Consider the following 14,630-nt stretch of genomic DNA (forward strand, 5'->3'; position numbering starts at 1 on the left):
CGGAGGAGACGAATATGACAAGTAAACAGCGTGCCTATTTAAAGGGACTTGCCATGAATATTGAACCGGTATTCCAGATCGGCAAATCAGGCCTTACACCGGAAATCACAGAAGCTGTTCTTGAGGCTTTTAATACAAGGGAGCTGATCAAGCTTGCTGTTCTGAAAAACTGTCTGGAAGACCCAAAAGAAATTGCAGCAGTGATCGCTGAAAGAACCCATTCACAGGTTGTCCAGGTGATTGGCAAGAAAATCGTTCTGTATAAGGAAAACAAGGACCACAAGAAGATCAATCTGCCTTTATAATATTCAGAATCATGGAGTATTCCTTATATGACAAATAGAAAAACAGGCCTCATAGGCGGAACCTTTAATCCTGTTCATTATGGTCATCTTTTTCTGGCAGAACAGGCGATGGAATACTGTCATCTGGATCAGGTGCTCTTTATTCCAAGTGGCATTTCCTATATGAAAAATGTGAGAGAAATTGCCAGTGCAGAAGACCGTCTGCAGATGGTCAGGCTGGCAACAGAAAATCACCCGGACTTTCGAGTTTCTTCTGTGGAAACAGACAGGCCGGGAGAAAGCTATACCTGTGAGACACTTTTAGCCTTGTCAAGGGAATATGCTGATACCAGATTTTACTTTATTATCGGGGCAGACAATCTTTTTTCTATTGAAAAGTGGAAAGAACCTGCAGAAATCTTCAGAAGATGTACACTGGTCGCGGCATTTCGCGGTGATGAAGCCAGAAGTGCACTGGAAGAAAAAGCAGAAGATCTGTATCATAAATATCAGGCAGAAATTATTCTTCTGCCAAAGCGCAGGATAGATATTTCTTCCACAGAGATCAGACAACGGATTACTGAAAAGAGATCCATCCGTTATATGGTACCTGAACCGGTGAGAAACTATATCACAGAACATGGATTGTACCAAAAGGCATAAATCTTAAAAGCAGGGAAAGGGACAGAGGTTATTGTGAAAGAAATCAGTCTGAAAGAATTACGGAAAGAAATAGAAAAATCACAGGATGAAAAACGTTTTGAACATACACTTGGTGTTACCTATACAGCAGCTGTTCTTGCCATGTGTCATGATGAGAATGTCGAAAAGGCCAAGATAGCAGGTCTCCTGCATGATTGTGCCAAGTGTATCAGTGATGAAAAGAAGATAAAGCTCTGCCAGAAGGCTCATATGGAAATTACAGAGGTGGAGCTTCGCAATCCTTTCCTGCTTCATGCAAAGGCTGGTGTCTGTCTTGCACGCGACAAGTTTGGTGTGCAGGATGAGGATATCCTGAATGCCATCCTATATCATACAACCGGGCGACCTGATATGTCGAGGCTGGAAAAAATCATTTACATTGCTGATTATATGGAGCCTTCAAGGAAACAGGCAGAGGATCTTCCTGATGTCCGCAGACTGGCTTTTCAGGATCTTGATCTGACTCTTGTCCGGATATTAAAGGATACTCTTTTTTATCTGCGGGAAAAGGGAAACGAAACAGATCCCATGACACAGAAAACCTATGATTTTTATGCGGGATTCTAACTACATCCTGTCGGAAAGGAACAATTATGATCGAACAGAATATAAAAGAAATGGCACTTCTTGCAGTGGATGCACTGGAGGATAAAAAAGGTGAGGATATTACCGTTATTGACATCAGTGAAGTTTCTGTCATTGCAGACTGCTTTATCATTGCAGGCGGTTCCAACAAAAGTCAGATTCAGGCAATGAGTGATTCTGTAGAAGAGAAGCTTGGCCGGGTAGGTATGCCGCTTAAGCAGTCAGAAGGATATGGCAGTGCCAACTGGATCCTTCTGGATTTTGGAGATATCATTGTCCATATTTTTGATAATGAGAACCGTTTATTCTATGATCTTGAAAGAATATGGAGTGATGGCAGGAAGATTGACCTTACTGGGTGGAGATCCTGAACGTGTCAGCAGGACGCTTCTTTGTCCTGATCCTGATCCGATTTGCTTGTCCTGCGGTAGCAGCTGGGAGACACACCCGTTATCTTTTTGAAGGTCTGGGAAAAGTAGCTGGAGGAGGAAAAGCCACAGGTACGGCTGATGACGGAAAGAGAGTAATCCGTGGTTGCCAGCAGCTTTTCCGCCTTTTTTACACGGGTACGCATGAGGTAGCTGATAGGAGAGATCCCATACTCGTCGGTAAAGGTATGCACCAGATAATATTTGTTTACATGAGAAAATTTTGCCAGCTGCTCCAGGGAGAGATCATCCCCGCAGTTCTGGTCGATGTAGCGTCGCACTGAATCACAAAGGTGGGATGCTTTTTTATTTGCCGGGCTAAGAATTGTAGAGAAATTTGTCTGGCGTCCGAAAAGGACAATAAGAATCTCCATCAGATCCTGGCAGATGGTTTCATGACCAGGAGAGCGGTTTTCAATTTCTCTGAGCATCATCTTTAAATAGAAGTTGATAGTATCCTTGATTTCCTTAAAATTTACAATACAGAAGTTGGCGTTGTGATTTTCCACGGAAAGTTCCAGCCCCTCGATTCCAAGGACGATATATTTTAAAGGATTAGCATTGAAACCAAGCTCCGTGTGGGAAACGTTAGGATTGATAACCACAAGATCATTGGCTGAAACTGGAAAAATATGATCCTCCACCTGAAATTGCCCCATACCGTCAATGACATAGAAAAGTTCGGAGCAGTAGTGGGTGTGAGGAGTACTGAGCCAGTCCCCGCCATAGGTTGCAGAGGAAACATATAAAAGTTTTGCTTTATCTTTTGTTAAATATTCTTTTGGAGCAGAAAAGTCGTAACGCTCATTTCCCATAAAAACCTCCTGAAAAACCGTTTTTTTCATTATACTACTAAAAAATAGTGATGTATTGTGCTAAATTGCTATAAAATGTTAATATCTTGCTAAACAATATAGCAAAACAAAAACAAGCATATCAACAATTTGTACACTAAAGTAAAGCTAGAAAAATAAAAATGGGATAAAATGACGAAAAAATAAGTGCAAAAAAGAGGGATAAGAGCTGAATAAATATATTTTTTAATAAAAACAGCAATATATTGATAAAATAGAACAACATAGAAATTGAAAAGAAAAATTGGCACAGATATAATGAAATCATCAACAAATAATATATTGTTTCAAAGGAGGATTCAATATGAAAAAAAAATTAGTAGGTGCACTGCTCATTACAGCGATGATGGCTACTATACTGGGAGGCTGTGGCAGCAGCAATGATACAGCAAACGCTCCTGCCTCCACTGATGCAGCAGAAACCTCAGAAAGTGCAGCAGACTCTGTTACAGAAACGGAAAGTACAGAAGCTGAGGCAGCTGATGGCGAAGAAGTTCTCACTGTATGGTGTTGGGATCCCACTTTCAACGTATATGCAATGAAACAGGCTGAGGCAATTTACCAGAAAGACCATCCAAATTTCAAACTGGATATCCAGGAGAAGGTTTACACCGACATTGAGCAGAGTATCATTACCGCTGCTGAGGCTGGCAACTATGATACGCTGCCTGACATCTTCTTGATGCAGGACAATTCTTTCCAGAAGAACATAGCAAATTATCCTGAAGTTTTCACAGAGTTATCCGACTCTGGTATCAGCTTTGATGATTTCTCAGGTGGTAAATTAGGAGATTCTACTGCAGATGGCAAACACTACGGGATTCCTTTTGATAACGGAGCAACTATTATGGCAATCCGATCCGATATGGTAGAGGCTGCCGGCCTTACTGTTGAGGATTTCAAGGATACAACCTGGTCTGAGTTTATGGGTTTAGCAAAAAAGGTTGTTGATGCAAACGGTGTTCCCATGCTGACAAGCTCAGGTGGTTCTGAAATCGTTATCGAAATGCTGCAGTCCGCAGGTGCATCTCCAATCGTTGATGGTAAAGTCCACCTTGTTGACAATGCAGCGTTGAAAGAAGCAATCAGTGTTTATAAAATGCTGATCGATGAGGGCATTATGGTTGACTACACTGACTGGGATCAATACATCGCATCCATGAACAAGGGAGACGCTGCCGGTGTTATCCAGGGATGCTGGATCATGTCCTCCATTCAGGCAGCAGAAGACCAGTCCGGTAAATGGGCTATCGTAAATATGCCTGCCCTGGATGACGTTGACGGTGCTACTAACTTCGCGAACTGTGGTGGTGCAAGCTGGGCAGTATCTTCTAATTGTCAGAACACCGAGCTTGCATTTGATTTCTTAAAGACAACCTTTGGCGGAAGTGTTGAATTATATGATGAACTGCTTCCTAACGCTGGTGTAATTTCCAGCTATCTGCCTGCAGCGCAGTCTGATGTCTACAACCAGAATTCTGATTTCTACGGTGGACAGGCAGTATATAAGGATATTGTTGAGTTCGCAGGTAAAGTACCCGCAATCAACTATGGTGCATACTACAATGATATTAGAAGTGCACTGACTGATGCAATCACTAACGTAGTACAGAATGGTGCTGATATTGATGGAGAAATCCAGAACGCACAGGATACTGTTGAATTTAACATTAGTGAATAAATAAGTAAAAAATGAGCCAGTACCGGGAATGCAGTGTATTGCGTTCCCGGTATTTGTTAAATCAGGAGAATTTATATGAAACAGAAGAAAGTAAAAATGAGTTTGGAAAAAAAGCATAACCTGACTGGATGGGTATTCTTGATTCCGGCTGCACTTCTTATCTTTATCTTTTGCTTTTATCCTATGGTGCAGGCGATCATCCTGTCCTTTTCCAAAAAGAATTCAGGCTTTGTAGGATTGGCAAACTACCAGAGAATATTAAAAGATAAGACCTTCCAGCAGTGTCTGTTTAATACGGTATTTTACTTTATTATCCAGGTTCCGATCATGCTGATCCTGGCACTTGGTCTGGCACAGCTTTTGAACAGCCCGAAGATTAAAGGAAAGAGTATTTTCCGTACTCTCATCTTTCTGCCCTGTGCAACATCACTGGTATCATATTCTATGATTTTCAAATCTTTATTTGCCCAGGATGGTCTGGTAAACAATATTATCACAACGCTTGGCTTTGTCAGAGTGGACTGGTTTCAGAACGCATGGGCAGCTCGTTTTGTTATTATTATTGCGCTGATCTGGAGATGGACAGGATACAATATGGTTTTCTATCTGGCAGGTTTACAGAATATTGATTATTCCGTATATGAGGCAAGTTATATTGATGGAGCTACCCCTTTCCAACAGTTTACGAAGATTACCATTCCATTACTGAAGCCTACCATTTTGCTGACAGCTATTATGTCAACCTCCGGTACGCTACAGTTGTTTGATGAGTCTGTCAATCTGACTTCCGGCGGTCCCGGTAAGTCTACTATGACACTGGCACATTATGTTTATAATATCTCTTTCGTGGAAACACCTAAGTTTAATTATGCAGCAGCAATTTCTGTGTTTATTCTTGTAAGCGTAGCAATCCTTTCTGCAATCCAGATGAAAGTAGGTGACAAACGTGACTAAAGTAAAGACGACTATTACTTATATTATTTTAATCGTTGCCAGTTTTCTGTCAGCGTTTCCCCTGTACTATATGATTTGCGGAGCAACCAATTCCAGTATTGCTATTGTCCGTGGGAAACTCGTGCCTGGCACTTATCTATTGGAAAACTATCGGAGTCTCATTGCCAACCAGAATCTGGGACGTGCCATATTTAACTCCTTCCGCAATGCCATTGTGATCACTGTAGTTGCACTGCTGATCTGCTCCATTGCAGGGTACGGATTTGAGATCTATCACGATAAGGGAAAAGACCTTTTGATGAACATCCTGCTTCTTGCCATGATGCTCCCTTTTGTGGCTATAATGATTCCTTTGTTTAAAATGTTTTCCTCCTGGAAAATGGTCAACACCTGGATCGCACTGGCACTGCCTTCCATTTCCACACCTTTTCTTATCATGATGTTCCGGCAGGCAGCTCGTTCCTTCCCTCACGATATTATCGAGGCATCGCGTCTGGAAGGACTTAGTGAGATTAAAATTTTCTTTACCATGTTCCTGCCTGTTATGAAGTCCACCTACGGTGCTGCTATGACCGTAACCTTCATGAATGCCTGGAATAATTACCTATGGCCAACTATCATCCTGCAGGACAGCAACCAGATAACGATGCCTATGCTGGTAGCTAATTTAAAGAGTGGTTACAGCGTAGACTACGGAATGTTAATGCTTGGGGTATTGATTTGTACCCTTCCTACCGCAATTATCTTTCTGTGCTTACAAAAGAGCTTTGCCAATGGAATTGCAGGAGCAGTGAAATAATGAATCAGAAATATTGTTTGGATAAAAAGGAATGGAAGGAGGCGCAGGCAGCCCTTCTTCTTGCAAAACAATTAGGACTTATTGAAGATGCATGCATCGGGGCTTTGGAGAAAAGACGGGCAGAGAAAAATGAGAAAAACAGGCAGGCAGAAAAAGCCGGGGAATTTTTTTATGGACCTCGTTTTTATAGTCCGGCCATGTATCTTCAATATGAACTCACCCGTTTTAAGCTGGATTTCGTTCAGCCCTCGGAAAAGATAAAAAAGCAGGGGCGCTGTCCTGACTTTAGCGAGAAAGAAAAACGGGCATTTTATGAAAATAATCGGGATCTGTTCGGACGCTACCATGGGGATCTGTTCGATTATGAGGATGTACGGCAGGTTATCGAAAAAAGACTGAGGGAGGATGTCTATGAAAAGCTCATACAGGACATTTTATGTCAATCAGAAAACGGGGTGTGATACCAATGACGGATTGACCATGGCTTCCCCTTTTGCCAGCCTTTTCTCCATAAACAGACAGACACTGAAACCTGGCGACAAAGTGTTATTAGCTCAGAATTCTATTTTTGCAGGGCAATTTTTACAGATTAAGGACAGTGGAACGAAGGAACATCCTATTGAAATTGGAGCTTATTCACCGGAGAGGGAAGAGGGAAATATGCCTCTGATCGCAGCTGATGGACAGGGTATCTGGTACCAGGATTATGGGACACCCCTGGATTCCCCCAATCACGTGTATCAGGGCTATGTATCCTCAGCAGTACTTTTGTACGATGCAGAGCATATAATCATCCACGATATTGAGATCAGCAATAAGGCATTGGAAATTCCGGGAGAAAGCTATAGTTCTCCTCATAAAATGAACCGTACTGGTGTGGCTGTAGTGGCAAAGGATAAAGGAATACGCAGCGGCATCATCCTGCAGAATCTTTCTATCCATGATGTCAATGGTAACGTCTATGACAAACATATGAACAATGGCGGCATTTATATGACAGCTTTAAAGCCTGCCAATGAAAAAGCCACCGGTGTTGCACGTTTTAAGGATGTCACTGTGACAGGATGCTTTGTATACAGGGTCAGCCGCTGGGGGATCGCTGTGGGATATACCTATTCCCATGACGAGTTCAAGGGTGCAGAGCTGTCAGAGGATATCTTCCTGAAATATGGACATGAGAATATTGTCATACGGGACAATTATGTGAAAGCTGCCGGAGGCGATGGAATTACTGCGATGTACGCTTTACGTCCTTTGATCGAACATAATACAGCAGATTCTGTTGCCTGCGAGATCAATGACAGAATTTACAGCAAGCCGGAAAACCGTGCCGGAAAAGTAGCAGCAGGCATATGGCCCTGGAAGTGCAAGGATGCTCTGTTTCGTTACAATGAGGTCACGGATACCAGACTGAATCAGGATGGGATGGCTTATGATGCAGATTCTGGTGATGGCACCATTTACGAATATAATTATAGCAGACAGAATGAAGGTGGATGCATCATGTTTTGTTTACAGGAGGCAATTCACAATACCTTTCGATATAATGTGAGCTTTGACGATCTTGGGGGCACGGTTAGCCCGTCGCAGAACCCAGACGCTTTGCTTGCCCATAATATCTTTTATGTGAGAGAAGGTGTACCCTTCATCCGTAACAAGATGGGTGGTGGAAGCTACACCGAGGAGGATAATACGATTATCCCGTTGTAAGCAGCTGCCGCAATAACTTAATTTATTGCAGGAGGAAAATACCGATGAGTATAACAAAGGGACGGGTAACCATTCCAACTAATCTGGATGTTGTGCCTGAAACGATAGAATTGATGAACCGCTGGGGAGCTGATGCCATCCGTGACTGTGATGGTACAGAGTTCCCGGAAGAACTGATTAAGACCGGGGCAAAAATATATGCTACTTATTATACCACGCGGAAGGATAATGAGTGGGCAAAAGCAAACCCGGATGAGGTACAGCAATGCTATGTGATGACTGCTTTTTATACCGCAGTGGAGCCTGAGCTGATGATTCCTCTTATGAAGGGTATTTCCAAAGAACTGATGATGGTCAATACCAGAGATGACAGAAAACGATGGTGGGAGGTTATTGACCGTTCGACGGGGAAGGTTGTGTCCGTAGATCTCTGGGAATATGATGAGGAAAAGGGGTGCGTGATCGTTCACGATGCTATCCCTTTCCATGAATATACCGTCAGCTTTCTGGCTTATATTATCTGGGATCCGGTACATATGTACAACGCAGTCACTAACAATTGGAAAAACTTTGAGCATCAGATTACGTTTGATGTGAGACAGCCGAAGACTCATAAATATTCCATGGAGCGTCTTCGCAATTATTGTGCCTCACATCCTTATGTGAATGTAATTCGATATACTACCTTTTTCCATCAGTTTACTCTGATGTTTGATGAGTTAAAAAGGGAAAAATATGTGGACTGGTATGGTTATTCTGCTTCTGTCAGCCCCTATATCTTAGAACAGTTTGAAAAGGAGGCTGGCTATGTGTTCCGGCCCGAATATATCATTGACCAGGGTTACTACAATAATCAGTATCGTGTACCAAGTAAGGAATTCAAGGATTTCCAGGCATTCCAGCGCAGAGAAGTTGCAAGGCTTGCCAAAGAGATGGTGGATATTACCCATGAGTGTGGCAAGGAGGCAATGATGTTCCTGGGTGACCACTGGATTGGAACTGAACCGTTCATGGAAGAATTTGCCACTATTGGTCTGGATGCAGTAGTAGGAAGTGTTGGAAATGGAAGCACACTTCGCCTCATCTCTGATATTGAAGGGGTGAAATACACGGAGGGCAGATTTTTGCCTTATTTCTTTCCTGATACATTTCATGAGGGCGGTGACCCTGTGAAAGAGGCAAAGGAGAACTGGATTACTGCAAGACGTGCCATCCTGAGAAAGCCAATTGACAGAATTGGTTACGGTGGGTATCTGAAGCTGACTCTGGATTTCCCTGAATTTCTGGACTACGTGGAGAGTGTGTGCAATGAGTTCCGGGAGTTGTATGCGAATACAAAAGACACCATCCCGTATTGTGTTAAAAAGGTAGCCGTTCTGAACAGCTGGGGAAAAATGAGAAGCTGGGGATGCCATATGGTACATCATGCACTGTATCAGAAACAGAATTACAGCTATGCAGGAATTATTGAGGCATTGAGTGGGGCGCCATTTGATGTAAGCTTTATTTCCTTTGATGATATTCTGGCAGACAGGAAAATCCTAAAAGACCTGGATGTGATCATCAATGTAGGGGATGGAGATACCGCTCACACTGGCGGAAGCATATGGGAGAATCCTGATATTTCTTCTGCAATCAGAGCGTTTGTATATAGCGGCGGTGGTTTTATCGGTGTCGGAGAGCCTTCCGGACACCAGTTCCAGGGACATTACATCCAGCTTGCAGACATGCTTGGTGTGGAAAAAGAAACTGGATTTACTTTAAACTACGATAAATATAACTGGGAGGAGCATCCAGATCACTTCATTCTGGCAGATACCACAAAAACCGTGGATTTTGGCGAGGGAAAAAAGAACATTTTTGCTTATGAAGGTACGGAAATTCTGGTACAGAAGGAGAAGGAGGTACAGATGGCAGTCCATGAGTTTGGAAGGGGACGCTGTGTTTATATCAGTGGTCTGCCTTACAGCTTTGAAAACAGCCGCATCCTGTACCGCAGCATTCTCTGGAGTACTCACGGTGAAGAGGAACTGCATCAGTGGTTCAGCTCCAATTTCAATGTGGAGGTTCATGCCTATGTTAAAAACGGTAAATTCTGTGTGGTAAATAACACCTATGAAAACCAGAAAACCGTGGTTTACCGTGGCGATGGCAGCAGCTTCTCTTTGGAGATGGAGGCAAATGAAATTAAGTGGTATAATATTTAATATATGAGAAAAAAGGATGGGTTACAGTCCACAGATAAATCTATGAACTGTGACCCATCCTTTTTAAAAATAGAACTTGGAACCGTTATAAAATACGGAAAATTCCAAATACCTTTCCAAGAATCTGACAGTCATTGACAATAATCGGATCCATGGTATCATTTTCAGGCTGGAGACGGATATGTCCATCTTCTTTGTAAAATGTCTTGACGGTAGCAGAATCATCGATCAGGGCAACCACAATCTCACCATTTCTGGCAGTATTACAGGCATTGACAAAAATCTGATCTCCGTTAAAAATACCTGCATTGATCATAGAATCTCCCTTGACGTTCAGTATGAAGGATTCTCCATGAGGTACCACCTCTGCTGGAACAGGGAAGTAGCTTTCAATATTCTCTTCAGCCAGGATCGGCTGTCCGGCTGCCACCTGTCCGATCACGGGAAGACTTACCATTTCAGTACGTACCATCTGAAAATTGTCATCACAGATTTCAATCGCACGCGGCTTCGTAGGATCCCTTTTGATATACCCATTCTTCTCAAGTGTTTCCAGGTGGGAATGGACGGAAGAGGTGGATTTCAGATTCACAGCTTCACAGATCTCACGAACAGCCGGCGGATAACCTCTCTTTAATATTTCTTCCTTAATATAATCCAGTATTTCCTGTTGCTTCACTGAAATCTTACCATATGCCATGCTTGATCCTCCCATATCACTGACCGATAACCTGCCAGTATCAGTTCTTTCAATTTTGATTCAGTAGTTGATAAATAAAGTATATCATACCTCATTTCCGAAAGCAAACATATATTCCAAATATTTGTTCGATTATTTTCATGTAATCTATTGACACGGGAATGTATGTTCGATATAATCAAAACATAAGAACAAATATTTGGAGCATACGTTCGATATTTGTATAAGGATGATTATCAGGGAGGCAGAATCATGAATAATCAGATCAGTGAAAGAAGGATCAGAAATAATAAGAAAAAAAGATGCCGTCAGCTCAAACGACATCTTATGATTACTGTTATAACCTTACTCTTAACAATAGGTATTTCCGGTGCTTTCTTCAGTATCGGATCCAGAGCCCAGGCGGCAGGAGATCATAACATCAGCTATAAGTATTATAAAAGCGTTACTGTAGCCAGTGGAGAAACTCTCTGGAATTATGCCGATCAGTACGCTGACAGTGAATTCTATGATTCTCATGATGATTATATTAAAGAGGTGATGAATATCAATCATATGAAAAAGGATACTATTATCTATGGACAGCATATCATTCTTCCCTATTACAGCGATGTATTTGTAGAGTAAAGATTATGGTTCTCTGAGGCGTACAGCATTGGCAGCCTTCCGTTTACGCATATCAGACTGGGCTGCATAGTGCTTTCGGGTAGTATTCACATCCTTGTGTCCAAGAACATCTGCTACCAGATAAATATCACCGGTTTCCTGGTAGAGGGCAGTACCATAGGTACTTCTCAATTTGTGAGGAGTAATTTTTTTCAGTGTCGTTACGGTAGAAGCGTATTTTTTTACAAGATTTTCTACAGCCCGGACAGTGATCCGTCTGTTCTGCAGGGATAAGAACAGTGCATTTTCATGACCTTCAAGCGGTATCATATGATGCCGCTTTTCCAGATAATCGTGTAGTGCATCTGCCACTTCATCTCCGAAGTAAACTACAGTTTCATAGCCGCCTTTTCGTCTGATCTTAATTCCATTATTTTTAAAATCCACATCATTGATGTCCAGCCCCACACATTCAGAAACACGTATCCCGGTTCCCAGCAGAAGAGTAAGAAGTGCCACATCCCGTATCACTGTTTTTTTATGATAAATCTGCTGGGTCTTACTCAGCTTTGTTCCATCTTCAACCTGGTCAAGAAGCATGGCAACTTCGTCTGCATCCAGACGGATGATTTCCTTTTCGTGCTGTTTGGGAAGAGGTACGAGGGCTGCCGGGTTTGTCTGTATCTGTTCTGCACAGAAATAATAATTATAAAAGCTCTTTAAGGCAGACAGCTTTCGTTTTTTTCCGCGTTCATTATTGGTATATTCCTTACCATCCTTTTCGTACAGACTCAGATAATCCATATATTCCTCAATGTCCTCCTTACAGATACTATCCAGGATAGAAAGAGGATATGCTGTAATCTCCATTTTTTTGCACATGCTGTTATTATCATGCAGAAATTCAAAAAATACCCGGAGATCATAGGCATAAGCAAGACGTGTCCGTGAAGAAGTATATTCCTGGATACCGCGGAAAAAGCTTTTGCAGAAGCCCGGCAGTGTAGCAAGAACTTCTCTCATATGGGTTATGTTGATCATGCTTTGCTCGTCATGATAATTTTTACTGTTTTCCAATGTTCAGTCCTCCAGTTCCAATAAACTATGATAATATTATCATAAATCAATAAGAATCCATAGTATATTTTCAGAAATAATGGTATGATAAATTAATATGGGTTAACATTTTTAGGAAGGAACAAGTATATAATGAAATTAAAATTTGAAAAAAAATACATCTGCTTTGGAATTACTGCATTCCTTGTAATTGCAGCTTCCATCTGTTTTTATTATTTATTATTTCATTGGGACCGTTTTTCAGCCAGAATAGATTCCATTGTAAAGATTGCATGTCCTGTTCTTTATGGTATGATTCTGGCTTATCTGCTGACACCATTGGTAAATACACTGGAAAGAAAATTTTTGATCCCGGCATTTACAAGGAAATCGAAAATCAGCTCTAAAAAGAAGAAAGGAATCCGTTTTATTTCTGTTACACTGACAATTATTATTGTTATTTTAGTCGTTTATGGTTTCTTTTCTATTATGATCCCCAACCTGATCAACAGTATCCAAAGTATTTCCATGGCGCTTCCCATTTATGTGAACAATCTGATGAAATTCATGGACAAGTATTTTGAAGCCAATCCAGATATTGAGAATCTTGTACAGCAGCTTATGACCACATATTCTACCGAATTTAATCATTATGTTAATAGTAATGTGCTGCCCCAGATGGAATCTTTGCTGCGGACAGTTTCCCTAAGTCTGATCAGTGTTTTAAAGGCTATGTGGAACCTGATCATTGGTCTGATTATTTCCATCTACGTTCTGTTCAGCAAAGAAACCTTTTCTGCACAGACTAAAAAAATTATCTACAGCATTTTTCCTACATCAAATGCCAATGAACTGATCCACGATATGCGTTTTGTCAGTGATACTTTTATTGGATTTATCAGTGGAAAGATTGTAGATTCTATCATTATTGGATTGTTATGTTTTATTGGAACCACGCTTTTGAATATCCCCTATGCATTGCTGGTTAGTGTAATTGTAGGTGTTACCAATGTGATCCCATTCTTTGGCCCTTACCTTGGTGCTATTCCAAGTGCACTATTAGTCCTAATGATCAGTCCCATGAAATGTCTGACATTCCTGATCTTTATTTTGATCCTGCAGCAGCTGGATGGCAATTTTATCGGGCCAAAGATCCTTGGACAGTCAACGGGATTGACAGGATTCTGGGTTATTTTTTCTATCACTATTTTCGGAGGATTATTTGGTGTACTTGGCATGATCATAGGTGTACCTTTCTTTGCTGTTGTTTATGCCTTTATCAAGCGCCTGGTTGAAAAAGTGCTGCGTAAGCGGGAGCTTTCTGTGAAAACGACCGATTATATTAACCTGAACTATATTGATGAAAGCAGAAATATGATTCCCAAGGATGAAAGCCTTGAGAAACCTTTCTTTAAATTTTCCTTTAAGAAGAAATCAACTCATGATAACAATAGTGATAAGAAAGAAGATTAGTATCTTACAGTAAAACCTATAAAAATGCTTGGAAGAAATAGGAGAGTAGTAAATTATGAAATTAGTCATTCAACGTGTTCAGGAAGCCTCCGTTAGTGTGGATCAGGAGGTTGTCGGTAAAATTGGCCATGGATTTATGGTATTGCTGGGGGTCAGTCAGACTGATACAGAAGAAATTGCAGATAAAATGTTCCAAAAACTTTTGAAGCTTCGTATTTTTGAAGATGAAAATGGGAAAACAAACCTGGATATTAAATCTGTAAATGGAGAATTGTTAATTATTTCACAATTTACATTATATGCGGATTGCAGGCATGGAAACCGACCCTCATTTATCGGTGCAGGAACACCTGATCAGGCAAATGCCTTGTATGAATATTTCCTGTCACAGTGCAGGAAGGAAATCCCTGTTGTTGAACAAGGCATTTTCGGTGCACATATGATGGTTTCCCTGATCAATGACGGTCCCTTTACCATAGTGCTTGATTCAGACGAAATCATTAAATAATTCCATGAAATCAATATATAATATTGAAAGGCAGCTTATATGAAGATATTAATTGGCCTGATCGTGGTGTTTCTAGCGATTGT

General features: G+C 41.3%; 16 protein-coding genes. 13 read left to right on the forward strand and 3 right to left on the reverse strand.

Going from position 1 to position 14,630, the window contains the following annotated elements; genetic code table 11:
• Nucleotides 1–14: 14 nt before the first annotated feature.
• From yhbY to rsfS, 4 genes are read left to right on the forward strand one after another with little or no spacing between them, the layout of a single operon-like run.
• Nucleotides 15–305, forward strand: a complete 291-nt coding sequence (yhbY, locus tag WJQ40_RS06380) for a ribosome assembly RNA-binding protein YhbY (protein ID WP_337538723.1) — start codon at nt 15–17, stop codon at nt 303–305.
• Between the two features lie 27 nt (nt 306–332).
• On the forward strand, nt 333–947 hold the full coding sequence (gene nadD, locus WJQ40_RS06385; protein WP_337538725.1) for a nicotinate-nucleotide adenylyltransferase: 615 nt from the start codon (nt 333–335) through the stop codon (nt 945–947).
• Nucleotides 948–989: 42 nt separating this feature from the next.
• Nucleotides 990–1,553: a bis(5'-nucleosyl)-tetraphosphatase (symmetrical) YqeK gene (gene yqeK / locus WJQ40_RS06390; RefSeq protein ID WP_337538879.1), complete on the forward strand. Its 564-nt coding sequence runs from the start codon at nt 990–992 to the stop codon at nt 1,551–1,553.
• A gap of 26 nt (nt 1,554–1,579) precedes the next feature.
• Nucleotides 1,580–1,942, forward strand: coding sequence for a ribosome silencing factor (rsfS, locus tag WJQ40_RS06395; protein ID WP_337538727.1), 363 nt, complete (start codon nt 1,580–1,582; stop codon nt 1,940–1,942).
• Nucleotides 1,943–1,947: 5 nt separating this feature from the next.
• Here rsfS and WJQ40_RS06400 read toward each other — a convergent pair whose 3' ends face one another.
• Entirely contained in the window at nt 1,948–2,814 is an 867-nt protein-coding gene (locus WJQ40_RS06400) for an AraC family transcriptional regulator (protein WP_118796983.1), read from the reverse strand.
• Between the two features lie 343 nt (nt 2,815–3,157).
• Here WJQ40_RS06400 and WJQ40_RS06405 point away from each other — a divergent pair, with 343 nt between their 5' ends.
• From WJQ40_RS06405 to gnpA, 6 genes are all read left to right on the forward strand, one after another.
• Nucleotides 3,158–4,534, forward strand: a complete 1,377-nt coding sequence (locus tag WJQ40_RS06405; protein ID WP_337538729.1) for an extracellular solute-binding protein — start codon at nt 3,158–3,160, stop codon at nt 4,532–4,534.
• 75 nt (nt 4,535–4,609) lie between these two features.
• Entirely contained in the window at nt 4,610–5,488 is an 879-nt protein-coding gene (locus WJQ40_RS06410; RefSeq protein ID WP_337538731.1) for a sugar ABC transporter permease, read from the forward strand.
• Nucleotides 5,481–6,287 (forward strand): carbohydrate ABC transporter permease, encoded by an 807-nt coding sequence (locus WJQ40_RS06415; RefSeq protein ID WP_337405409.1) that lies wholly within the window; start codon nt 5,481–5,483, stop codon nt 6,285–6,287. The genes WJQ40_RS06410 and WJQ40_RS06415 overlap by 8 nt, the downstream gene beginning before the upstream one ends.
• Nucleotides 6,287–6,748 carry a hypothetical protein gene (locus WJQ40_RS06420; protein ID WP_337538734.1) on the forward strand — a complete coding sequence of 154 codons (462 nt, stop codon included), beginning with the start codon at nt 6,287–6,289 and terminating at the stop codon, nt 6,746–6,748. The genes WJQ40_RS06415 and WJQ40_RS06420 overlap by 1 nt, the downstream gene beginning before the upstream one ends.
• A complete protein-coding gene (locus tag WJQ40_RS06425) occupies nt 6,699–7,997 on the forward strand; it encodes a right-handed parallel beta-helix repeat-containing protein (protein WP_337538736.1) in 1,299 nt (432 codons plus the stop codon). The genes WJQ40_RS06420 and WJQ40_RS06425 overlap by 50 nt, the downstream gene beginning before the upstream one ends.
• A 44-nt stretch (nt 7,998–8,041) precedes the next feature.
• Complete coding sequence (gnpA, locus tag WJQ40_RS06430; RefSeq protein WP_337538738.1) at nt 8,042–10,204, forward strand: 1,3-beta-galactosyl-N-acetylhexosamine phosphorylase; 2,163 nt, start codon at nt 8,042–8,044, stop codon at nt 10,202–10,204.
• 85 nt (nt 10,205–10,289) lie between these two features.
• Here gnpA and lexA read toward each other — a convergent pair whose 3' ends face one another.
• Nucleotides 10,290–10,904 (reverse strand): transcriptional repressor LexA, encoded by a 615-nt coding sequence (gene lexA / locus WJQ40_RS06435; RefSeq protein WP_337538740.1) that lies wholly within the window; start codon nt 10,902–10,904, stop codon nt 10,290–10,292.
• A 252-nt stretch (nt 10,905–11,156) separates the two neighbouring features.
• On the opposite strand from lexA, the gene WJQ40_RS06440 reads away from it, so the two are divergent.
• Complete coding sequence (locus WJQ40_RS06440) at nt 11,157–11,531, forward strand: LysM peptidoglycan-binding domain-containing protein (RefSeq protein WP_337538742.1); 375 nt, start codon at nt 11,157–11,159, stop codon at nt 11,529–11,531.
• Between the two features lie 3 nt (nt 11,532–11,534).
• Here WJQ40_RS06440 and WJQ40_RS06445 read toward each other — a convergent pair whose 3' ends face one another.
• Nucleotides 11,535–12,551: a tyrosine-type recombinase/integrase gene (locus WJQ40_RS06445; RefSeq protein ID WP_337538881.1), complete on the reverse strand. Its 1,017-nt coding sequence runs from the start codon at nt 12,549–12,551 to the stop codon at nt 11,535–11,537.
• Between the two features lie 168 nt (nt 12,552–12,719).
• On the opposite strand from WJQ40_RS06445, the gene WJQ40_RS06450 reads away from it, so the two are divergent.
• The gene (locus WJQ40_RS06450; RefSeq protein ID WP_337538744.1) at nt 12,720–14,039 is read left to right on the forward strand and encodes an AI-2E family transporter; all 1,320 of its coding nucleotides are present in this window, start codon (nt 12,720–12,722) and stop codon (nt 14,037–14,039) included.
• A 55-nt stretch (nt 14,040–14,094) separates the two neighbouring features.
• Nucleotides 14,095–14,547 (forward strand): D-aminoacyl-tRNA deacylase, encoded by a 453-nt coding sequence (gene dtd / locus WJQ40_RS06455; RefSeq protein ID WP_262573020.1) that lies wholly within the window; start codon nt 14,095–14,097, stop codon nt 14,545–14,547.
• Nucleotides 14,548–14,630 lie beyond the last annotated feature (83 nt).

Source organism: Suilimivivens sp. (genome assembly GCF_037359455.1).
GTDB classification, from domain to species: domain Bacteria; phylum Bacillota; class Clostridia; order Lachnospirales; family Lachnospiraceae; genus Suilimivivens; species Suilimivivens aceti.

Coding starts and splice junctions, on each gene's coding strand:
- WJQ40_RS06410 (WP_337538731.1), top strand. CDS start 4,610: ATGAAACAGAAGAAAGTAAAAATGAGTTTGGAAAAAAAGCATAACCTG.
- WJQ40_RS06445 (WP_337538881.1), bottom strand. CDS start 12,551: ATGATCAACATAACCCATATGAGAGAAGTTCTTGCTACACTGCCGGGC.
- WJQ40_RS06440 (WP_337538742.1), top strand. CDS start 11,157: ATGAATAATCAGATCAGTGAAAGAAGGATCAGAAATAATAAGAAAAAA.
- WJQ40_RS06450 (WP_337538744.1), top strand. CDS start 12,720: ATGAAATTAAAATTTGAAAAAAAATACATCTGCTTTGGAATTACTGCA.
- WJQ40_RS06420 (WP_337538734.1), top strand. CDS start 6,287: ATGAATCAGAAATATTGTTTGGATAAAAAGGAATGGAAGGAGGCGCAG.
- WJQ40_RS06400 (WP_118796983.1), bottom strand. CDS start 2,814: ATGGGAAATGAGCGTTACGACTTTTCTGCTCCAAAAGAATATTTAACA.
- dtd (WP_262573020.1), top strand. CDS start 14,095: ATGAAATTAGTCATTCAACGTGTTCAGGAAGCCTCCGTTAGTGTGGAT.
- WJQ40_RS06425 (WP_337538736.1), top strand. CDS start 6,699: ATGAAAAGCTCATACAGGACATTTTATGTCAATCAGAAAACGGGGTGT.
- nadD (WP_337538725.1), top strand. CDS start 333: ATGACAAATAGAAAAACAGGCCTCATAGGCGGAACCTTTAATCCTGTT.
- gnpA (WP_337538738.1), top strand. CDS start 8,042: ATGAGTATAACAAAGGGACGGGTAACCATTCCAACTAATCTGGATGTT.
- yhbY (WP_337538723.1), top strand. CDS start 15: ATGACAAGTAAACAGCGTGCCTATTTAAAGGGACTTGCCATGAATATT.
- lexA (WP_337538740.1), bottom strand. CDS start 10,904: ATGGCATATGGTAAGATTTCAGTGAAGCAACAGGAAATACTGGATTAT.
- rsfS (WP_337538727.1), top strand. CDS start 1,580: ATGATCGAACAGAATATAAAAGAAATGGCACTTCTTGCAGTGGATGCA.
- WJQ40_RS06405 (WP_337538729.1), top strand. CDS start 3,158: ATGAAAAAAAAATTAGTAGGTGCACTGCTCATTACAGCGATGATGGCT.